At 59.4% G+C, this 20,905-nt stretch carries 19 protein-coding genes and 2 pseudogenes; 13 read left to right on the top strand and 8 right to left on the bottom strand.

What is annotated here, in order from left to right; genetic code table 11:
* Window positions 1-6 precede the first annotated feature (6 nt).
* Window positions 7-1,134 carry an efflux RND transporter periplasmic adaptor subunit gene (locus HKK55_RS04570; RefSeq protein ID WP_169353560.1) on the bottom strand — a complete coding sequence of 376 codons (1,128 nt, stop codon included), beginning with the start codon at window positions 1,132-1,134 and terminating at the stop codon, window positions 7-9.
* Between the two features lie 376 nt (window positions 1,135-1,510).
* Here HKK55_RS04570 and HKK55_RS04565 point away from each other — a divergent pair, with 376 nt between their 5' ends.
* On the top strand, window positions 1,511-2,116 hold the full coding sequence (locus HKK55_RS04565) for a TetR/AcrR family transcriptional regulator (protein WP_155583244.1): 606 nt from the start codon (window positions 1,511-1,513) through the stop codon (window positions 2,114-2,116).
* Between the two features lie 210 nt (window positions 2,117-2,326).
* Window positions 2,327-2,785 (top strand): transposase, encoded by a 459-nt coding sequence (locus HKK55_RS04560; RefSeq protein ID WP_169353559.1) that lies wholly within the window; start codon window positions 2,327-2,329, stop codon window positions 2,783-2,785.
* Window positions 2,786-2,917: 132 nt separating this feature from the next.
* Here the strand turns inward: HKK55_RS04560 and HKK55_RS04555 are convergent, their stop codons facing one another.
* Entirely contained in the window at window positions 2,918-3,358 is a 441-nt protein-coding gene (locus tag HKK55_RS04555; RefSeq protein WP_155583246.1) for a heme-binding protein, read from the bottom strand.
* 268 nt (window positions 3,359-3,626) lie between these two features.
* On the opposite strand from HKK55_RS04555, the gene gcl reads away from it, so the two are divergent.
* From gcl to HKK55_RS04515, 8 genes are all read left to right on the top strand, one after another.
* Window positions 3,627-5,402, top strand: a complete 1,776-nt coding sequence (gcl, locus tag HKK55_RS04550) for a glyoxylate carboligase (RefSeq protein WP_155583247.1) — start codon at window positions 3,627-3,629, stop codon at window positions 5,400-5,402.
* A gap of 71 nt (window positions 5,403-5,473) precedes the next feature.
* A complete protein-coding gene (gene hyi / locus HKK55_RS04545) occupies window positions 5,474-6,295 on the top strand; it encodes a hydroxypyruvate isomerase (protein ID WP_169353558.1) in 822 nt (273 codons plus the stop codon).
* A gap of 117 nt (window positions 6,296-6,412) precedes the next feature.
* Window positions 6,413-7,303 carry a 2-hydroxy-3-oxopropionate reductase gene (locus tag HKK55_RS04540; RefSeq protein WP_169353557.1) on the top strand — a complete coding sequence of 297 codons (891 nt, stop codon included), beginning with the start codon at window positions 6,413-6,415 and terminating at the stop codon, window positions 7,301-7,303.
* A gap of 189 nt (window positions 7,304-7,492) precedes the next feature.
* Window positions 7,493-8,788: a glycerate kinase gene (locus HKK55_RS04535; RefSeq protein ID WP_169353556.1), complete on the top strand. Its 1,296-nt coding sequence runs from the start codon at window positions 7,493-7,495 to the stop codon at window positions 8,786-8,788.
* Window positions 8,778-10,193, top strand: a complete 1,416-nt coding sequence (gene pyk, locus HKK55_RS04530; RefSeq protein WP_169353555.1) for a pyruvate kinase — start codon at window positions 8,778-8,780, stop codon at window positions 10,191-10,193. The genes HKK55_RS04535 and pyk overlap by 11 nt, the downstream gene beginning before the upstream one ends.
* 119 nt (window positions 10,194-10,312) lie before the next feature.
* Entirely contained in the window at window positions 10,313-11,188 is an 876-nt protein-coding gene (locus HKK55_RS04525; RefSeq protein ID WP_169353554.1) for an urea transporter, read from the top strand.
* A gap of 31 nt (window positions 11,189-11,219) precedes the next feature.
* Window positions 11,220-12,044, top strand: a complete 825-nt coding sequence (locus HKK55_RS04520) for an ion transporter (RefSeq protein ID WP_169353553.1) — start codon at window positions 11,220-11,222, stop codon at window positions 12,042-12,044.
* Between the two features lie 93 nt (window positions 12,045-12,137).
* On the top strand, window positions 12,138-13,142 hold the full coding sequence (locus HKK55_RS04515; protein ID WP_169353552.1) for a sulfate ABC transporter substrate-binding protein: 1,005 nt from the start codon (window positions 12,138-12,140) through the stop codon (window positions 13,140-13,142).
* A gap of 135 nt (window positions 13,143-13,277) precedes the next feature.
* Here HKK55_RS04515 and HKK55_RS04510 read toward each other — a convergent pair whose 3' ends face one another.
* Entirely contained in the window at window positions 13,278-13,892 is a 615-nt protein-coding gene (locus tag HKK55_RS04510; RefSeq protein WP_169353551.1) for a DUF5666 domain-containing protein, read from the bottom strand.
* 178 nt (window positions 13,893-14,070) lie between these two features.
* On the opposite strand from HKK55_RS04510, the gene HKK55_RS04505 reads away from it, so the two are divergent.
* Window positions 14,071-15,267, top strand: coding sequence for an MFS transporter (locus HKK55_RS04505; RefSeq protein WP_169353550.1), 1,197 nt, complete (start codon window positions 14,071-14,073; stop codon window positions 15,265-15,267).
* Between the two features lie 11 nt (window positions 15,268-15,278).
* On the opposite strand, the gene HKK55_RS04500 is transcribed toward HKK55_RS04505, so the two are convergent.
* Both HKK55_RS04500 and HKK55_RS04495 read right to left on the bottom strand, forming a co-directional pair.
* On the bottom strand, window positions 15,279-16,787 hold the full coding sequence (locus HKK55_RS04500) for a M10 family metallopeptidase C-terminal domain-containing protein (RefSeq protein WP_169353549.1): 1,509 nt from the start codon (window positions 16,785-16,787) through the stop codon (window positions 15,279-15,281).
* A gap of 535 nt (window positions 16,788-17,322) precedes the next feature.
* A pseudogene (locus tag HKK55_RS04495) lies at window positions 17,323-17,607 on the bottom strand (type II toxin-antitoxin system HicB family antitoxin); the annotation flags it as partial.
* On the opposite strand from HKK55_RS04495, the pseudogene HKK55_RS04490 reads away from it, so the two are divergent.
* A pseudogene (locus HKK55_RS04490) lies at window positions 17,608-18,186 on the top strand (substrate binding domain-containing protein); the annotation flags it as partial.
* Window positions 18,187-18,204: 18 nt separating this feature from the next.
* Here the strand turns inward: HKK55_RS04490 and HKK55_RS04485 are convergent.
* Window positions 18,205-18,549 (bottom strand): antibiotic biosynthesis monooxygenase, encoded by a 345-nt coding sequence (locus HKK55_RS04485; RefSeq protein WP_169353547.1) that lies wholly within the window; start codon window positions 18,547-18,549, stop codon window positions 18,205-18,207.
* Complete coding sequence (locus tag HKK55_RS04480) at window positions 18,546-19,688, bottom strand: cytochrome P450 (protein ID WP_169353546.1); 1,143 nt, start codon at window positions 19,686-19,688, stop codon at window positions 18,546-18,548. Before HKK55_RS04480 ends, HKK55_RS04485 begins: the two co-directional genes overlap by 4 nt.
* Before the next feature lie 74 nt (window positions 19,689-19,762).
* On the opposite strand from HKK55_RS04480, the gene HKK55_RS04475 reads away from it, so the two are divergent.
* Window positions 19,763-20,503 (top strand): helix-turn-helix transcriptional regulator, encoded by a 741-nt coding sequence (locus tag HKK55_RS04475; RefSeq protein WP_169353545.1) that lies wholly within the window; start codon window positions 19,763-19,765, stop codon window positions 20,501-20,503.
* Here HKK55_RS04475 and HKK55_RS04470 read toward each other — a convergent pair.
* Window positions 20,466-20,900 carry a hypothetical protein gene (locus tag HKK55_RS04470; RefSeq protein WP_169353544.1) on the bottom strand — a complete coding sequence of 145 codons (435 nt, stop codon included), beginning with the start codon at window positions 20,898-20,900 and terminating at the stop codon, window positions 20,466-20,468. The genes HKK55_RS04475 and HKK55_RS04470 overlap by 38 nt on opposite strands.
* Window positions 20,901-20,905: the final 5 nt, after the last annotated feature.

The raw sequence follows: 20,905 nt of genomic DNA, 5'->3' as shown, positions 1-20,905 counted from the left end.
AGCTCCTCACTGGGCGACGACCTTCACCGGCGAGCCATCATCCAGTTTGTCGGCGCCCTCGGTGACCACTTGCTCGCCCGGCTTGACGCCATTCTCGAGAACCACCGAGACATCGCCCATGGCTGGACCGGTCTTGATGTTACGCAAGGTGGCCTTGTCGCCGTTCACCACGAACACGAAGTCGCCCTTGCTGCCATGCTGGATCGCGCGGGTCGGTACCACGGTAATTTGCGCCAGGGTATCGGCCTTGAGGCGCGCGTTGACGAACTGGTTGGGGAACAGCGCATTGCCCGAATCGTCGAACTGCGCCTTGACCTTGATCGTGCCAGTGCTGGTGTCGACTTGGTTATCCAGGGCCAACAGGCTGCCGGTGGCCAACAGGGATTTTTTGTTGCGGTCGTAGGCCAATACCGTCACCGGGCCATGGGACAGGGCCTGGTTGATCGAGCCCAAGTCATCCTCGGGCACCGCGAACACCACCGTGGCGGGATTCATTTGGGTGATCACCACGATACCGGTAGTGCTGGCGGTGGTGACGTAGTTGCCAGGGTCCACTTGGCGCAGGCCGACCACACCGTCAACCGGTGAGGTGATGGTGCAATAACCCACCTGCACCTCAAGGTTCTGCACATTGCCCTGGTCGGCAGCCACGGTGCCCAACTGCTGCTGGACCAACGAGGCCTGGGTGTCGACGGTTTGTTGGCTGGTGGAACCGGCCTTGACCAGTTCACGGTAGCGTGCCAGGTCGCGCTGGGCATTGCTCAACACCGCCTGGTCGTGCGCCAGGTTGCCCTTGGCCACGGCCAGTTGAGCTTTTAATGCGCGATCATCGATCCGTGCAATCACCTGACCCTTGCTGACCCGCTGGCCTTCCTTGAATTCCACGCTGCTGAGGATGCCATCGACCTGGGTCACCACCGTCACGCTGCGGGTCGGGGTGACAGTGCCAAGGGCATCGATGTACACCGGCACGTCCTGCAAGGCAACGGGCACCACAGCCACCGGCTCGCCCGGCGTGGGTGGCTTGCCTTTGTGCCCACCTGCAAAGAAGTGCAAACCCAAGGCAATCAATAACGCTATCAGCAACACACTGCCGACTACCCAGGCGAACGTACGTCGTCTGCTTTTCTCCACAGTTACTCTCTCGAACGCCGAAATCAGGATTGATCACTGACTGAACTCTAGCAGCGTGCCTGGTGTATGCCTGTACGACCGTGAATGCGTTCAGCATCAAGACAGACAAAGTCAGCTACAACCCCCGCCAAGCAAGGGCTCAGGCGGGATTCTTGAGCCCTGTGCAAAGCCGGTGCTACCATGCGCAACCGCCTGTCTCGGCAAGGAAATACCTAGTGCCCAGTTTCATAGATACGTTTCTCTTTTGGCGAGTGGCTGTTGTCGCCAGGCAAGGAGCCGCGACGACTCATAGCTCGCTATGGGGAGGAGCGGCGACGCAGCATGGCGGCAACAGACGCCGTCAAAAAGAAACTGTATCTGTGAGACTGGACACCCTATGAGCACCATTCGCGAGCGCAACAAAGAACTGATCCTGCGGGCTGCCAGTGAGGAGTTTGCCGACAAGGGCTTCGCCGCGACCAAAACCAGCGACATCGCCGCCAAGGCCGGGCTGCCCAAGCCCAACGTCTACTACTACTTCAAGTCCAAGGACAACCTCTACCGCGAGGTGCTCGAAAGCATCATCGAGCCGATCCTGGCGGCTTCTACGCCGTTCAACCCGGACGGTGATCCCAAGGAAGTGCTGAGCGGGTACATCCGCTCGAAAATCTGCATCTCCCGCGACCTGCCCTTCGCCTCCAAAGTGTTCGCCAGCGAAATCATGCACGGCGCCCCGCACCTTAGCCCCGAGCAGGTCGAGCAGCTCAACGCCCAGGCCAAGCACAACATCGACTGCATCCAGAGCTGGGTGGATAAAGGACTGATTGCGGCGATTGATCCCAATCACCTGATGTTCAGCATCTGGGCCGCGACGCAGACGTATGCTGATTTTGATTGGCAGATTTCGGCGATAACGGGCAAGGCCAAGCTGGATGAGGCCGATTACGAGGCGGCGGCGCAGACGATTATTCGGTTGGTGCTTAAAGGATGTGAGCCGGACTGATAGACCGTGGTGCGGCCAAGATTCGCGAGCAAGCCCGCTCCCACACTTGGTCCGTGCCTGACACACAATGTATGAACACCGCCGACCCTCTGTGGGAGCGGGCTTGCTCGCGAAAGCGCCCTCTCAGACACATCCTGCCAAAAGCCTGCCCATCAGCCTCAAACTCCCCGATCTAGCCTCTCAGCACACCTTCTGAAGAGAGGCAACGGAATGCCTGACCTAGCCACCTCACACCGCCTGCGCATCGGTCGGTTCAGCGAACCCAATCGTATCTACTTGATCACCACCAACACCCACGAACGCGCGCCTATATTCAGTGACTTTCACTTGGGCCGCCTGGTGGTTTGGCAATTCAGGCTGGCCCAGTATCAAGGGTTGGCGAACTCTCTCGCCTGGGTGGTGATGCCTGACCACTTCCACGGGCTCATCGAACTACAAAGAGGCTCACTGGGCGACTTGATGTGCCAAGTGAAATCCAAAAGCACTCGATCCGTGAACGGCACCACAGGCCGCAAAGGTCGACTTTGGCAAACCAGCTTTCATGATCACGCGCTGCGTAAGGAAGAGGATTTGGTGAAAGTTGCCAGGTATGTAGTGGCCAATCCTCTGCGAGCGGGGCTGGTGAAGCGAGTTGGCGACTATCCGCTGTGGGATGCGATTTGGGTATAGATTCGAGAGCGAGTCGCCGCTTTCGCGAGCAAGTCGAGTCGTCGCACCGCCGCTCCCACATTTTGATGTGTGACCCCAATCAAATGTGGGAGCGGACTTGCTCGCGAAGAGGCCCGCATCGTCACTGCAAAATCAAGCAGAAACCCCCGCATCCGCCAACAACCCCTGCCCTTCAATCGCGCTGATCGCACACTGCTCGTCAATGTCCGACGTATCCCCGCTGATCCCGATTGCCCCCAACACCTTTCCATCCTGATCCCGAATCAATACCCCACCCGGTGCCGGCACCACGCTGCCCTGCCCCAGACTGTTCAATGCCGCGATAAACGCCGGACGCTGCTGCGCATCCAGCGCCAGCAGCCGTGACCCTTTGCCCAGAGCTATCGCGCCCCAGGCCTTGCCGATGGCGATTTGCGGGCGTAGCAAACTGGCGCCGTCTTCACGCTGCAAGGTGATCAAGTGCCCGCCGCTGTCGAGTACCGCGATGGTCAGCGGTGCCGCCGAAATCGTGCGACCTGCGGCGATGGCCTGGCTGGCCAGGTTGACTGCGACTTTCAAGGTTAAAGCGCTCATGGGTGCCGTCCTTATCTTGTTATTGGGAAAGCCGTTGGGCTCTGATTGATCAGAAGCCGGATAAAACAAATAGAACACAATAGATTTATTTTTTGTATACAATATTTCGAAACATACACACCACGCGTCGAAATAGTCCTGCATAAAAGGCTTCCGACGAACGCCTAGGCCAACGAAGAAAATGGATTGACCTGCGCGGCTCGCCGTGAATACACTTCAATGCAACACAACTTGTATACAATTACAAAACGCAAGAGGCACCAAAACCATGAGCAAAATGAGAGCAATCGAAGCCGCCGTTCTGGTGATGCGCCGTGAAGGGGTCGACACCGCCTTCGGCATCCCGGGCGCCGCGATTAACCCGCTGTATTCGGCCTTGCAGAAGGTCGGTGGCATCGATCACGTCCTTGCTCGCCACGTTGAAGGCGCTTCGCACATGGCCGAGGGTTACACCCGCACCAAGGCCGGCAATATCGGCGTGTGCATCGGTACTTCCGGCCCAGCCGGTACTGATATGGTCACTGGCCTGTACAGCGCCTGGGCTGACTCGATCCCGATCCTGTGCATTACCGGCCAGGCACCACGGGCCCGGATGCACAAGGAAGACTTCCAGGCCGTCGACATCACCAGCATCGTCAAGCCGGTGACCAAGTGGGCGACCATGGTGATGGAACCCGGCCAAGTGCCTTACGCGTTCCAGAAAGCCTTTTATGAAATGCGTTCCGGCCGTCCCGGCCCAGTGCTGATCGACTTGCCATTCGACGTGCAAATGGCCGAGATCGAATTCGATATCGACGCCTATCAGCCACTGCCGCTGGCCAAACCGCTGGCCACCCGTATCCAGGTGGAAAAAGCCCTGGCCCTGCTGGACCAGGCCGAGCGTCCGCTGCTGGTCAGCGGGGGTGGCGTGATCAATGCCGACGCCAGCGAGTTGCTGGTGGAGTTCGCCGAACTGACCGGTATCCCGGTGATCCCGACCCTGATGGGCTGGGGCACCATCCCCGACGATCACCCGCTGATGGTGGGCATGGTCGGCCTGCAGACCTCCCACCGTTATGGCAACGCGACGATGCTCAAATCGGACGTGGTGCTGGGCATTGGTAACCGCTGGGCCAACCGCCACACCGGTTCGGTAGATGTCTACACCGCTGGCCGAAAGTTCATTCACGTCGATATCGAGCCGACGCAAATCGGTCGTGTGTTCACCCCGGACCTGGGCATTGTCTCCGACGCCGGCGCAGCCCTGACCATGTTCATTGAAGTAGCACGCGAATGGAAAGCCGCCGGTAAGCTCAAGGACCGCAGCGCCTGGCTCAACGATTGCCAGCAGCGCAAAGCCACCCTGCACCGCAAGACCCACTTCGACAACGTGCCGGTCAAGCCGCAGCGCGTGTACGAAGAGATGAACCAGGTGTTCGGCAAAGACACCTGCTACGTCAGCACCATCGGTTTGTCGCAGATTGCCGGTGCGCAATTCCTGCACGTCTACAAGCCACGGCACTGGATCAACTGCGGCCAGGCCGGCCCATTGGGCTGGACCATTCCGGCGGCACTCGGTGTGGTCAAGGCCGACCCGACGCGCAAGGTTGTCGCGCTGTCTGGCGACTATGATTTCCAGTTCATGATCGAAGAGTTGGCGGTAGGTGCGCAGTTCAAGCTGCCGTACATCCACGTGGTGGTGAACAACTCCTACCTGGGGTTGATTCGCCAGGCGCAGCGCGGTTTTGAGATGGACTACTGCGTGCAGTTGTCCTTCGATAACCTCAACGCCCCGGAACTCAACGGTTATGGTGTCGACCACATCGCCGTCGCCGAAGGCCTGGGTTGCAAGGCCCTGCGGGTTTTCGAGCCGGATCAGATCCAGCCGGCCTTGCGCCGCGCCCAGGAAATGATGGAAGAGTTCAAGGTTCCGGTGATCGTTGAGATTATTCTGGAGCGGGTGACCAATATTTCCATGGGCACCGAGATCAACGCCGTCAACGAGTTCGAAGACCTGGCGCTGGTGGGTAACGATGCCCCTACCGCGATTTCGTTGCTCGATTAAATGACGCTTTATTAAAGAGTATGCGTTCCCGTGTAAAGCGCGGGAACGCTGACGCTTTTGAGGAGACTCCCATGCCGCGTTTTGCTGCCAACCTGTCCATGCTGTTCACTGAACAGGACTTCCTTGCCCGTTTCAAAGCTGCCGCCGACGCCGGTTTCAGTGGTGTGGAATACCTGTTTCCCTACGAATTCAGCTCTGCCGAAATCAAGGCGCAACTCGATGCCAACGGCCTGACCCAAGTGCTGTTCAACCTGCCAGCCGGTGATTGGGCCAAGGGTGAGCGCGGGCTGGCCTGCCACCCGGATCGTGTCGAGGAGTTCCGTGCCGGTGTGAACCTGGCCATCGCCTATGCCCAGGTGCTGGGCAATACCCAGATCAACTGCCTGGCGGGTATCCGTCCACAAGGCGTTGACGAGGCGACCCTGGAAAAAACCTTCGTCGCCAACCTCAAATACGCTGCCGACAAGCTGCAAGCGGTGGGCATCAAGCTGGTGATGGAAGCCATCAACACCCGCGACATTCCAGGTTTCTACCTCAACAACACGGCGCAAGCCCTGTCGATTCGCGAGCAAGTGGGCAGTGCCAACCTGTTCCTGCAATACGACATCTATCACATGCAAATCATGGAAGGCGACCTGGCCCGGACCATGTCGGCACACCTGGGTGAGATCAACCATATCCAGTTGGCGGACAACCCAGGGCGTAATGAGCCGGGTACCGGTGAGATCAACTACCGCTTCCTGTTCGAACATTTGGACCGCATTGGTTATCAGGGTTGGGTTGGGTGTGAGTACAAGCCGTTGACCACCACTGAAGCAGGTTTAGGTTGGCTGAAAAGCCATGTGGGAGCGGCGGTGCTCGCGAAAGCGGCGGGTCAGTTAACACCTGTTTGACTGACACACCGCCTTCGCGAGCAAGTCGAATCGTCGCACCGCCGCTCCCACATTTGGATCAGCTGTGTTTGGCAGACCGTGCTCAGCTCCTACATCTAAAAACAAGAGGATTTCTTCATGGCTAAAATCGGATTTATCGGCACCGGCATCATGGGTGAGCCCATGGCCGCAAACCTGCAAAAAGCAGGTCATCAACTGTTCCTTTCCGAGCACTACGGCAAGGCGTCAGAAGCGCTGGTCGCTGCCGGCGCAGTAGCCTTGGCCAACCCGCAGCAGGTTGCGCAGGAAGCCGAATTCATCATCGTCATGGTGCCCGACACCCCGCAGGTCGACGACGTGCTGTTCCGCGCCGACGGTGTTGCGGCCGGCCTGTCGCCAAACAAAGTGGTGATCGACATGAGCTCGATCTCACCCACTGCCACCAAGGCCTTCGCGGCCAAAGTCAACGCAACCGGCGCGCAGTACCTCGACGCCCCGGTGTCCGGTGGTGAAGTCGGCGCCAAGGCCGGGACCTTGAGCATCATGGTCGGCGGCGAGCCACAGACCTTTGAACGCGCCCTGCCGCTGTTCCAGAGCATGGGCAAGAACATCACGCTGGTGGGCGGCAACGGCGACGGCCAGACCGCCAAAGTGGCCAACCAGATCATCGTTGCGCTGAACATCCAGGCGGTGGCCGAAGCGCTGCTGTTCGCCTCGAAAAACGGCGCAGACCCGGCCAAGGTACGTGAGGCACTGATGGGAGGCTTCGCCTCATCGAAGATCCTGGAAGTGCATGGCGAGCGGATGATCAAGGGCACCTTTGATCCGGGTTTCCGCATCAACCTGCACCAGAAGGATTTGAACCTGGCCCTGGCCGGTGCGAAGGAGCTGGGGATCAACCTGCCGAACACCGCCGGCACCCAGCAAGTGTTCAGCACCTGCGTAGGTCTGGGTGGCGGCAACTGGGACCACTCGGCGCTGATCAAGGGCCTGGAACATATGGCGAATTTTTCGATTCGCGATAAGTAAGCGGCACCGCTCCTACCCTGGAATGCACTCCAAATGTGGGAGCGGGCTTGCTCGCGAATGCAGTCTGACATTCAGCATTGATGTCGACTGACACACCGCCTTCGCGAGCAAGCCCGCTCCCACATTCTTGATTGCATTCCAAGCTTGAAATGGATGCATCTCTAATAACAAGAATCCGGGAGCCCGCTCATGTCGGTCGATCCGCAACACCTGCTTCGCGAGCTGTTTGCCACAGCCATCGACGCCGCCCACCCCCGGCAAGTCCTCGAATCCTATCTGCCCGCCGACCGCACAGGCCGCGTGATTGTCATCGGTGCCGGCAAAGCCGCGGCAGCCATGGCCCAGGTGGTGGAAAACGCCTGGCAAGGCGAAGTCTCAGGCCTGGTGGTCACCCGCTACGGCCACGGCGCACCCTGCAAGAAAATCGAAGTGGTCGAAGCCGCGCACCCAGTGCCGGATGCCGCAGGCCAGGCCGTCGCCAAGCGTGTGCTGGAACTGATCAGCCACCTTGAGGAAGACGACCGGGTGATCTTCCTGCTCTCCGGCGGTGGCTCTGCACTACTCGCCCTTCCGGCCCAAGGCATCACCCTGGCCGACAAGCAAGCCATCAACAAAGCCCTGCTCAAATCCGGCGCCACCATCGGCGAGATGAATTGCGTGCGCAAGCACCTCTCGGCGATCAAGGGTGGGCGTCTGGCCAAGGCCTGCTGGCCAGCAACGGTCTACACCTACGCGATTTCCGACGTGCCGGGCGACCAGGCCACGGTCATCGCTTCCGGCCCCACCGTCGGCGACCCGAGCACCTCGCAACAAGCCCTGGCGATTCTCAAGCGCTATCAGATCGAAATCCCCGCGTCCGTGCGCAGCTGGTTGCAGAGCCCGGAATCGGAAACCGTCAAACCCGGCGATCCGTGCCTGGCGCGCAGTCACTTCCAACTGATCGCCCGCCCGCAACAGTCCCTGGAAGCGGTGGCGGTCAAAGTCCGCCAGGCCGGTTTCAGCCCGCTGATCCTTGGCGACCTGGAAGGCGAAGCCCGGGACGTGGCCAAGGTGCATGCCGGTATTGCCCGGCAAATCATCCTGCACGGCCAGCCCCTGGCGGCGCCTTGCGTGATTCTGTCCGGCGGCGAAACCACCGTCACCGTGCGCGGCAATGGCCGTGGCGGGCGTAACGCCGAATTCCTGCTAAGCCTGACCGACAGCCTCAAGGGCCTGCCCGGCGTCTACGCCCTGGCCGGTGACACCGACGGCATCGACGGCTCCGAAGACAACGCCGGGGCGATCATGACCCCAACCAGCTATGCCCGCGCCGAAGCCCTCGGCCTGTCGGCCAGCGACGAGCTGGACAACAACAATGGCTATGGCTACTTCGCCGCACTCGACGGGTTGATCATCACCGAGCCGACCCGTACCAACGTCAACGACTTCCGCGCCATTTTGATCCTCGAGAGCCCTGAAAGAGAGTCCCCTGAACATGACGCCTGACAAGAAAGTCAAAATCCTCGCCACCCTGGGCCCGGCCACCGACAGCCTTGAAGACATCCGCGACCTGGTAAAAGCCGGGGTGAACATCTTTCGCCTCAACTTCAGCCATGGCGAACACACCGACCATGCCCAGCGCTTTCAGTGGATTCGCGAGGTGGAAAAACAGCTCAACTATCCTCTCGGCATCTTGATGGACCTGCAAGGGCCAAAGTTGCGGGTCGGGCGTTTTACCGCCGGCAAGGTGCAACTGATTCGTGGCCAAGCCCTGCGCCTGGATCTGGACGAAACACCCGGCGACCAGCGCCGGGTCAACCTGCCCCACCCGGAAATCATCGCCGCCCTTGAACCCGGCATGGACCTGCTGCTGGACGACGGCAAGCTGCGCCTGCGGGTGATCACCAAATATGCCGACGCCATCGACACCACGGTGCTCAATGGTGGCGAGCTGTCGGATCGCAAAGGGGTGAACGTGCCCCAGGCCTTGCTGGAATTAAGCCCGCTGACCGCCAAGGACCGCCGCGACCTGAGCTTCGGCCTGGAGCTGGGCGTGGACTGGGTGGCGCTGTCGTTTGTGCAGCGCCCGGAAGATATTCGTGAGGCCCGCGGATTGATCGGCGACAAGGCCTTCTTGATGGCGAAGATCGAGAAGCCCTCGGCGGTTGAGCACCTACAGGAAATCGCCGCGTTGAGCGACGCGATTATGGTCGCCAGAGGGGATCTGGGCGTGGAAGTCCCGGCCGAAAGTGTGCCGCAGATCCAGAAAGACATCATCAGCACCTGTCGCCAGTTGGGCAAACCGGTGGTGGTGGCGACGCAGATGCTCGAATCCATGCGTTTCTCACCGGCCCCGACCCGCGCCGAAGTCACCGACGTGGCCAACGCCGTGGCCGAAGGCGCCGATGCGGTGATGCTGTCGGCGGAAACCGCTTCCGGGGATTACCCGTTGGAAGCGGTGGAGATGATGAGCAAGATCATCCGTCAGGTAGAGAACGGCCCGGACTACCAGACTCAACTGGATGTCAGCCGGCCCAAGGCCGATGCCACGGTGTCCGACGCCATCAGCTGTGCGATCCGCCGTATCAGCAGCATCCTGCCGGTGGCGGTGTTGGTGAACTACAGCGAGTCCGGTGCATCCAGCCTGCGGGCGGCACGGGAACGGCCGTCGGTTCCGATCCTCAACCTGACGCCAAACCTGTCGACGGCGCGTCGCTTGAGCGTGGCGTGGGGCGTGCATTCGGTGGTCAATGATCGGCTGCGGCAGGTGGACGAGGTGTGCTCCACGGCGCTGGAAATTGCCCAGGCCCAAGGCATGGCGAAGCGTGGGGATACGTTGGTGATTACCGCAGGGGTGCCGTTTGGGCAGCCCGGGTCTACTAACTCGTTGCGTATAGAGACATTGGTTTAGCGCCTGCTCAGGCCTCATCGCAGGCAAGCCAGCTCCCACATTTTGATTTGTAAACCCAATCAAATGTGGGAGCGGGCTTGCTCGCGAAGGGGACAACTCGGTCTCACAGACTCACCACCATGCCCAACCAATCCTGCCCCGACTGGGCCGAAGCCTTGCTCAACGGCTTCAGCCAGATCTTCCTCCAGCGTCACCCCCTGTGCGGTTTGCTCTGTTTGCTGGCCATCCTGATAGGCGCCCCGGGCTTACTCGGCGGCGCACTGCTGGGCGGGGTTGCCGGCCTGCTCACCGCCCAGCGCCGAGGCTATCCCAAAGCAGAGCGCCAGGCCGGGCTCTATAGCTACAACGGTGTGCTGCTGGGTTTGCTGATCAGCCAGCATTTCGCCTGGTCTGCCCTGTTGCCGCCGTTGATTCTCGCCAGCGGCGGCCTCAGTGCGATCCTCATTCGCCAGTGGCTCAAACGCGCGAAGCATCCCGATGACTTGCCCGCCTACACCCTGCCCTTTGTCGCATTGGGTTGGTTGCTGCTCGGCGCGTCCCCGGCGACGGCTTTGGTAGCCATTGAGCCTGACACATGGACGTTGCTCAGTGCGCCATTCACTGGGCTTGCGCAAATCATCCTGCTGGATCAACCCTTGGCCGGGCTGCTGATCGCCCTCGGTTTGCTGCTCGCCAACCGCCGCGCCGCGTTGTGGGCGCTGATCGGCGCCAGCCTCGGCGTACTGATCGCCCTGCTCTTGGGCGAACCCGCCAGCGCCCTGCTCGGCCTGAACAGCTATAACCCGGCACTGGCGGCACTGGCCCTCAGTCAGCAACGCCGCCAACCCTGGCTGCCGCTGATCGGCATCCTCCTGTCAATCATCCTCACCCCTGGCTTCGCCGCCCTGAATCTACCTGCGCTGACCGCACCGTTTATCCTCGCCTGCTGGCTCGTCCACGCCAGCCGCAGGCTGATGCAGCGGGCCAGCGTGGACAGCCCGTTCGAATCCCCCTAGGCTTCTCGGATCTTCGATTCAGGCGATTTTCATGGACAGCAACAAACATTGGCGTGAACGGCTCTACGTGATGGTGTTCCAAAGCGACACTGCGGCCGGCCGACGTTTTGACAGCACCCTGTTGCTGATCATCCTCGCAAGCCTTGTGATCGTGATCCTCGACAGCATCCAGTCGGTCCACGATAACTACGCCAACGTGCTGGCCTACATCGAGTGGGGCTTCACCATCATCTTCGCTATCGAGTACGGGCTGCGGCTGTATTGCTCGCCCAAACCGTGGCGCTATGCCTTCAGCTTTTATGGCCTGGTGGACTTGCTGGCGATCGTCCCCGGGATCCTCGCGCTGTACTACAGCGATGCCCAGTACCTGCTGATCATCCGCATCATCCGGATGCTACGGATCTTCCGCGTGCTCAAGCTCGGCCCGTACCTCAAGCAGGCCAATTACCTGATGTCGGCGCTGCGAGGCAGCAAACAGAAGATCGTGGTGTTCCTGCTCAGCGTCTGCACCCTGGTGACGGTGTTCGGCACGTTGATGTACGTGATCGAAGGCCCGGAGCACGGCTTTACCAGCATCCCCAAGGGCATCTATTGGGCAATCGTCACCCTGACCACCGTGGGTTTTGGCGACATCGTGCCCGTCACCCCGCTAGGCCAGGTGATTTCGTCGCTGGTGATGATCACCGGTTACTCGATCATCGCCGTGCCCACCGGGATTTTCACCGCCGAACTGGCCAATGCCATGCGCGGCGAACTGCTGCAACACGACTGCCCAGTGTGCAAGAAAGACACCCACGAACCGAACGCAGCGTTTTGTTCGCGCTGCGGTAATGGGCTTTTCAAGAAAATGGAATAAGCAAAGTTCTTTTTAATCTTTAAACGACTATGCAGGCACAGCTATAGTCGGTGGCATATTGCCCTCACGTAACCCAACAACAAGGAATGAGCAGTGAAAAAACTCCTTAGCGCCTCTCTTCTGACCGCCGGCCTCGCCTTGGCTGGCGCCGTCCAGGCCGCACCGACCACCCTGCTCAACGTCTCCTACGACGTGATGCGCGACTTCTACAAAGACTACAACGCCGCCTTCCAGAAGCACTGGGCAGCCGAACACCCGGACGACAAGCTCACCTTGCAGATGTCTTTTGGCGGCTCGAGCAAACAGGCGCGCTCGGTGATCGACGGCCTGCCGGCTGACGTCATCACCATGAACATGGCGACCGACATCAACGCTCTGGTGGACAACGGCAAACTGGTGCCGGACAACTGGGTCACCCGCCTGCCGAACAACAGCGCGCCGTTTACTTCGGCCACCGTATTCATCGTGCGCAAGGGCAACCCCAAAGCCCTGAAAGACTGGCCGGACCTGCTCAAGGATGGCGTGCAAGTCATCGTGCCTAACCCAAAAACCTCGGGTAACGGCCGCTACACCTACCTGTCGGCCTGGGGCTACGTGCTGAAGAACGGCGGTGACGAGGAGAAGGCCAAGAAGTTTGTGGGCGACCTGTTCAAACACGCACCAGTGCTGGACACCGGCGGCCGCGCAGCCACCACCACGTTCATGACCAACCAGATCGGCGACGTGCTGGTGACCTTTGAAAACGAAGCAGAAATGATTGCCCGTGAATTCGGCCGTGATCAGTTCGAAGTGATCTACCCAAGCGTCTCCGCCGAAGCCGAGCCGCCGGTGTCGGTGGTCGATAAGGTGGTCGACAAGAAAGGCACTCGCGCTGCCGCCGAGGACTACCTGAAGTACCTGTGGTCACCAGAAGGCCAGGAAATCGCTGCCAACAACTACCTGCGTCCACGTGACCCGGCAGTGCTGGCCAAGTACACCGACCGCTTCCCGAAAGTCGACTTTTTGTCGGTGGAGAAGACCTTTGGTGACTGGCGCACGGTGCAGAAGACCCACTTCAATGATGGTGGGGTGTTTGACCAGATCTACACCGGGCAATAATCAGCTCTAACTGAAGAAATGCAGTCCACTGTGGGAGCTGGCTTGCCTGCGATAGCATCACCTCGGTGTATCAGGTAGACCGAGGTGATGCTATCGCAGGCAAGCCAGCTCCCACATTTTTTCCGGGCCTGGCCGTTACATCGGCGGCGTCACGCCATCCTTGCCAGCCGAGATAGCCTGAGCGGTGATCGTCCCATCAGCGCCCTTGGCCGCAAACATCACCACCTTCACCCCCGCCTTCAACAAACTGCGATCCCCAGGTTCCAGGTTGACGATCGGCACATCATCCGGCACTACAATTTTCTGCTCGCCACCTTTGTACTTCACAGTCAGGGTGCGGCCGTTACTGACCACCAGATCACCCACGGTGCCGTTGGTCATACTGCTGCCCTCTTTCAGGTCGAAGGCCCGGTGACCATCCCCCGTGCCCGCCATCGCGGGTGGGAACACATGAATTTCCAGCGCGGTCAGGGTGCCATCTGCGTTAGGCATGGCCGCCGAGCCAATGTAACTGCCAGGCTTGATGTCTTCGATTTTGGCCAGGGTCACGGCACGCACCTGGGTGTCTTTGGTCAGGTGCACGGTGACGTCTTCACCGCTGTTGACCTTGACGTGCATGGCATCGCCGTCCATTGCCGTAATGGCACCGCGTACGCCAATACGTGGGGCGTCCTGGGCCTGGGCGACGCCCAGGGTCATGAACGCGGCCAGGCTTGAGGCCAGGAGCATTGTGTTGAATGTCATCTTCATGGCAGTCGATTTCCTGTTTTTGCAGTTGTGACTGAATGTATCATTGAGCTACGGCCCGAAAGTTAACGTTTCAGTCATTAATGCCCGGCATGAGTGTTATCACCGTAAACGGCCTACTCCCGTCAGGGTCCAGCCTCTATTCTCGCTCGCCATCTCCCTTCGCTTTTATGAGAACGCCATGAACGCCACGCCTCACACTGCAAGCACCATGACCCGAGGAATGGTGATGCTGTTTGCGTTCTGTTGCGGCGCCATCGTCGCCAACATCTACTACGCACAACCGATCATCGAACTGATCGCCCCGGACATCGGTATAAGCCCGACGCTGGCCAGCCTGATCGTGTCCCTGACGCAGATCGGTTATGCCCTGGGCCTCTTCTTCCTGGTGCCGTTGGGCGACTTGCTGGAAAACCGCCGGTTGATGATCATCACGACCGTGGTGGCTATCGCCAGCCTGTTGGGTGCGGCGTTCACCGAACAGCCGAATCTGTTCCTGCTGGTGTCGTTGCTGATCGGCTTCAGTTCAGTCTCGGTGCAGATCCTGATCCCATTGGCGGCGCACCTTGCACCGGCTGAATCCCGTGGTCGGGTGGTCGGCAGCATCATGGGTGGCCTACTGCTGGGTATCCTGCTGGCACGACCCGTGTCCAGCGTGGTGGCCGACCACTTCGGCTGGCGTGCGATGTTCATGGCGGCAGCGGCCTTGATGGCGGTGATCAGCGTGGTGCTGTTGTTGACCATTCCCAAGCGCCAACCCGATCACTCCGCCAGTTACGGCCAGTTGCTGCGCTCTCTGGGCACGCTGTTGCGTCAACAGCCAGTACTGCGCCAGCGCGCGTTTTATCAAGGCTGCCTGTTTGCCACCTTCAGCCTGTTCTGGACCGCCGCCCCTTTGGAGCTGGTACGCAACCACGGCCTGAGCCAAACCCAGATAGCCATCTTCGCCCTGGTGGGTGCCATCGGCGCCATCGCCGCCCCCATCGCCGGACGCCTGGCGGATGCCGGCCACACCCACAAAGCCTCACTGCTGGCGATGCTGTTTGCCGCCTTGAGCTTCCTGCCGGCTTTCATCCATCCGCTCTACAGCGTGATTGGCCTGGCGGTGACCGGCGTGGTCCTGGACTTCTGCGTGCAGATGAACATGGTCCTCGGCCAACGCGCCGTCTACGCCCTCGACGCCCACAGCCGCAGCCGCCTGAACGCGCTGTACATGACCAGCATCTTCATCGGCGGCGCCTTCGGTTCAGCGATTGCCAGCAGCGTGTACGAACACGGCGGCTGGCTGGGAGTGATGCTGGTGGGCAGTGCGTTCCCGCTGGTAGCGTTGTTGCGGTTTTTGAGTGCCCCCCGACTGGCCGCCGCGGTGAGTGCCTGACAGCAACCCACTTATGGGTGCTGCTCTCTACCAGCGCCACTACCAGAGAACAGCCTCAGGACCTTCTCGAACATGCTCAATATCGGCTGAATCGTCGCAAGCGCATCATCGACAAAGTTCACCAACCTCGCGAGCAGGTCCATCTCCGGTGCTGGATGGGGCGGCACCGGGCCTGGGGTCGGGGTCGGTACCTGGTCGCCCCCCAGGATATCCGTCGACTTCATTTCCCCCTGGCTTGCCACCAGCAAGTCGGCCTTGCCACTGCCAGACATATCAATGGCCAGGCTTGAGCGACCCGTCTTCGGATCGTGGCTCAGCACCGCATCACCGGCACGACCACTGAATCGGTCGGTGAAATTAAGGGCCTTGATCCCTGCCTCTTTCATCGCTCCAGAGACATCGACTTTGTCGGTGCCACTGGTGAAATCCAGGATCAGGTCGGTATTCAGCGGTGTAGAGTCGGCGATCTTGTCATACACAAACGTGTCGGCGCCGCCCCCACCTCGTAACCGGTCCGCACCGGTACCGCCTTTGAGTCGGTTATTCGCCTCATTGCCTGTCAGCGTGTCGTTGCCTGCCCCTCCCACGGCGTTTTCCAGCGTAACGCCCTTGGCAATGGAAACGTTGCCTTTCATCCCGCCCACATCGGAGAACGACTCGGCATTGAGGTTGATGCTCTGATCCTGCCGATACCCGGAAAAATCCAGCGTATCGTTTCCACCACCGTCCCATACGCAGAAAACCGCAGAGTCTGCGGCGTTTGCCAGGCTCATGGCTTCACGCCCGCTATTGGAGTTGAAGCCGTAGGTGGTGTCCGTATCGCGGGTCTTGAGGTTGGCTCCGTACAGTTTCTGAATCGCGGCAATGTCATACATCATTGGAGCCGAAGGTTGCATGTTCTTGAAATTGTGGCCCGCCTGCTTTCTCTCGGACCAGTAGCTCATGACACTGCCGGCCCTGGTGTCTTGCACAAAGACCGCATCCCGCTCATAGGAGCCACCGCCGTTGTACTCACCTGGGTGGGCCAGGCCCAGGCAATGACCGATCTCATGCACAAGCAGATTCGTGAAGTAACTGCCAATTTTGTTGGCATTCTCCGCTGGCTGCGTGCCGATCATCGCCCTGGCCGCAGGATTTTGCCGAGTAGGCCCCCAGGCGACACCACTGGTCATTCGATTACTGCCGGTCAGTTGGATCGATCCGTCAGGCCCTTGGGCGTTCTCCTGAAAACGGATAGTGGCGACGTCCTGCCAAGACTGCAAAGCCCGCCGGGCACAGTGTTTCTGTTGCTCGTTAAAGCCTTCGAGCCGGAAAGAGACATCCGTTTTACTGTCGCCGTTACGGTCGTAGAAGCGTGCGCCGCTTCGAGTGAGGTGAGTCGCTGCTTGATCCGTGGTGAAAGAGCGCCTTGCATAGTTATCAGTGAACGTTGGGGCCGACGAAAACAGCTGGTTATCTGATTCGTCTATTACCGCAGGATATGAAGCCAGTTTAATGGAGGTTTTGCCTACTTCATTCATAACTGTAACTCTCCGCATCGAGTAAAGGGTTGAAACGACAGGATTCAAGGCTGATAGCTGACCACTCAGCGGCAGGTTCCTATCAGAGAATTCCTATACCCATTTAATCTTTCATGCAGAAAACTATCACACCACCTTATATTTAGTTCTTGCTGAAACGTGCCTACCCATTTGTTTTCCCCACTAACAAAATACATTTACCCTTGCAATATTTTCCAGAGCCATTAATAAAAACAATAAAATATAACATTGATTTAAAACAAAAAACTAACACCAATAAAAATATCAAGATCACCCATAAGGAAACACAAACTCTACATTCTCTATTTCGGCACCTGCATTTCACGCATTGGTCATACACTCAAAAAAACAAAGAATCACATCTGCACCGGAAAATTCATACACTTAAAAAGTTGTATTCCTTAAAATTAAATCCTAGTAAAACTCCTTACACATACTATTCACCGCTCATACTTCAACCAAAGATTTTTCCAACAACCAAAAACGCCTCTAAATACTGAAATATTATGCCGAACTACGATCGAACCAACTTCTCCAATGCCGCATCCGCCAGAAATGACGAGCGGCTTTTCACTTTGTGCTCGCGCACATAACGGTCAATGCGCTGGATGACATACCCCGGCAGGGTCACATTGACCTTCTCGGTCTTGCCCAGATAAGGCGAAATGTCGAGCTCCAACATTCCCCAGCCCATCCCGGCGTACTCCTCGTTGCTGTGGTGTGCGGCAACCGAGGTTGGCATCGGAATCGCCCGGCCTTCGGCGGCTATCTCTTGCAGCATGATGTGAGCGACTTCGACACCTTCGCCCGGTTGCACATCATTCCCCATCTGGGCCCGTTCCTCGACCAACACCCGGGCCTGAATATCGACGTAATCCTCAACGATCACAGCGTGAATCTGGTGGAAGAAGGTATCGACGTCGCACTGCGCATGGGCACGCTGAGCGACTCCAGCCTAACCGCCCGCAAGATCGGCCAGAGCGCCTGCCTGATCCTCGGCACGCCGACCTACTTCGAGCGCTTCGGTGAGCCGCAGACGCCGGTAGACATCCTCAAGCACCAAGCAGTGATCTACAGCCTGGGCGGCGGTGCACGCTGGGACTTCACCCAAGGCAAGGACGAGCAACCAGTGATCGCCAAGGGTCGTGTGCGCGTAACGGCGGCCGAGGGCGTGCGGGCTGCGGTCCTGGCGCATCAGGGCCTGGCCATGGCATCGCAATGGATGTTTTCTCCGGAGCTGGCCAGCGGCGAGGTCAAGGCAGTATTGACCGACTGGGAACTGCCGCCCAGGGATCTTTGGGCGGTGTTCCCCACCGGGCGGATGGCGAGCGCCAAGGCACGGGCGTTTGTCGAGTATGTGCAAGGGTTGCTGGCTTAACGCTCACGCCAACTCCCCTTACCCATGAGCTTGCCGACTGTCCTTCGGCGCCTGCGCCCTGTCCTCAAGGCTGTAATCTCGTACCACTTGGGCAATGCGCAGGTGGTAGTCCTCAAAAACTCGCCCGCGCCCTGCGGCCTGGGCAGCGCGGTGTAACTCAACGCTGCGCCATTGCTGGATAGCGTCCTCGTCACGCCAAAAGGACAACGACAGAACCTTCCCCGGTTCACTTAAACTTTGAAACCGCTCAATGGAAATAAAACCCTCGATTTGCGCCAGCAACGGCTTCAGCTCCGCAGCCAAGTCCAGATAGCGCTCGTACTGCTCTTCATGCGGCCAAGCTTCAAAAATGACGGCAATCATTGTGCGGTCTCCTGACCATCGTGGAACCGCGGGATGCGGCCATTCAGCGACGGCCAATAACTAAAGGGACGAGCCAGTAAGGCCGGCTGGCGATGCAGTAATGCCTGGAGGACCTGCGAGGCGATGGTAAACGCCAGATGCTGGCCTGGGCACTGATGTTTTCCCGACCCGAAGCTGAAGATTCGCCGTGACTGGCGCTCGAGCAAAAAACGATCGGGATCGGGATTCACATCAGGGTCCCGGTTGGCAGATGCCAGCAATAACAACACGGTATCCCCCGCTTCCAGCACGCTCTGCCCAATCACACAACGCTCGGCAACAAATCGCCGGGTGTTTTGTACCGGTGAGTCGTAGCGCGCCACTTCCTCCACCCATGCCACGGCGAGGGTGGGTGTCCGTCGAATGTCCTCAAACCGTTGCGGTTGGCGCTGGAGCGCCACCAGGCTATTGCCGATAAGGCCAGCGGTGGCCTCGCAGGTCTGGGACAGCAAACCGATCAGGTTGGCGACCAGGGCTTCAGGGTCTTGCCAAGTGCTGACAGCATCGTTGCGGCAGATCGCCTTGAGCAGGCCACTTTGCTGCACCGGGTCCCCGAGCAATACGCTGAACATCTGGCCCAGGCGAGACGCTGCGGTATCGGCGTTACGCAGTTGAAGCGCGTTGCTCAGCGGCGATAGGCAGGCGACAAAGTCCCGTGTGCGCTGTGCGACTTCCCGCAGTTGCTTGGGCGCAAAGCCCAGCAGCACCGCCATGACCGAAACCGGCACGCTGAACATCAGCTCGTTCAGGCTATCGGCTGTACTTACAAGGTGCGTCACGGAGTCGGCGATGGTGTCAGTCGCCATGGCAGACAAGGCTGGCTCGATCACCCTCCTGGGACATTGGTGCCGCTCGCCTTCGTTCATCCGCATCAAACGGCCGAAAACCTGCCCCGCCGTGCCCTGGGCAATGGCCCCCGGTACCGGCTCGCCGGTCGGGCGCACCCGACAATCGGGATGAGCCAAAACAGCCTGCACCGTCTCGGCGCGGCTGGCCACCCACAAGCCAAGCTCGGTGTCGAACCGCAAGCCCGCCTCCTGCCGCAGGCGTGCGTAATAGGGGTAAGGATCAGCATGGGTCGCAGCTTCCAGCGGTGTCATTCCGGGCGTCCTGTTCACAAAGAACCGCTACTATCAGCTACCTTTCACGGTAACGATTCGCCCAGGAGCGAAGTATGGATTCCCACGACAATGATGCTGCCATGTCCCGGATCGCCGGCGCGATTGCCGAGCCTGCCAGGACCAAAATGCTTTGTTCGCTGATGGACGGGCACGCCCGCACCAGCACCGAAATGGCCGTTATTGCCGACATCAGCGCCTCAACCGCCAGCGCCCACCTGGCCAGGCTCAAGGACGATGGCCTGGTCAAGCTCTACACTCAGGGCCGGCATCGCTACTACAGCCTGGCCAGTTCTCAGGTGGCCCAGACACTGGAAACCTTGATGGTACTCAGCGCCAACACTGCCTCCCGATTCGTCTCCGCGACACCCAGCCGCCTGCAACTCGCCCGCACCTGCTACGACCACATGGCCGGCAGCTTGGCGGTGCGCCTGCACGACCACTTCATCGACGCCGGCTGGCTGGTTGGCGACAGTACCTATCAGTTGACCCAAAAAGGTGAAGTAGCCATGAGCGGACTCGGGCTAGACCTTCCCACTATCAGCGCACAACGCCGACGCTTCGCCTGTTCCTGCCTGGACTGGAGCATGCGTCGTCCTCATCTGGCCGGGGCCCTGGGGGCGGCGTTTCTGCAGATAACCCTCGACCGCCAATGGCTGACGCAGGATCTGGATAGTCGGGCACTGGGAGTGACGGCCAAGGGAAAAAGAGCATTGGCCAAGCAGTTTGGAATTGAGGTAGGGAGTGACCGAGTGGACGTCACCCGGCCTGCGGGTGAGATGCAGGCGGTTCTTTGAAATCGGCCAGAACGAAGACCGTCTGGCTGGTGAGATAGGCCTCAACGGCCTCCAATGACGGCAAAGGCTGGCTGTGTGTTTCGGTACGTTCGAGGTCACTTTGCCGAAGGATGCTGACGGTATAGGCTTCATTCTCCTGACGCAACGTCCCCCTATACTTGACCCGTTGGCCGTCTTGTCCGGAGAACGAAGTCGCCACTAACTCAATCGATGACAGGGCCAGAAGCGTACGTTCCCGGTTGGCTTTGCGTTGCGCCGCATAGTCCTTGGCAATGATGGCTCCGCCGATACTCATCGCAATGGCCAACACTATCTCGACGTTATAAGACGTCCGCCCCCGCCACGACGTATGGGACTCGCCTAACCATTGGGCGATGTGGGAAAACAGTTCGTCCATGGGTT

The sequence above is a fragment of the Pseudomonas sp. ADAK18 genome, assembly GCF_012935695.1.
In the GTDB taxonomy this organism is placed as follows: Bacteria; Pseudomonadota; Gammaproteobacteria; order Pseudomonadales; family Pseudomonadaceae; genus Aquipseudomonas.
This window is presented reverse-complemented; position numbering and strand designations above follow the sequence as displayed.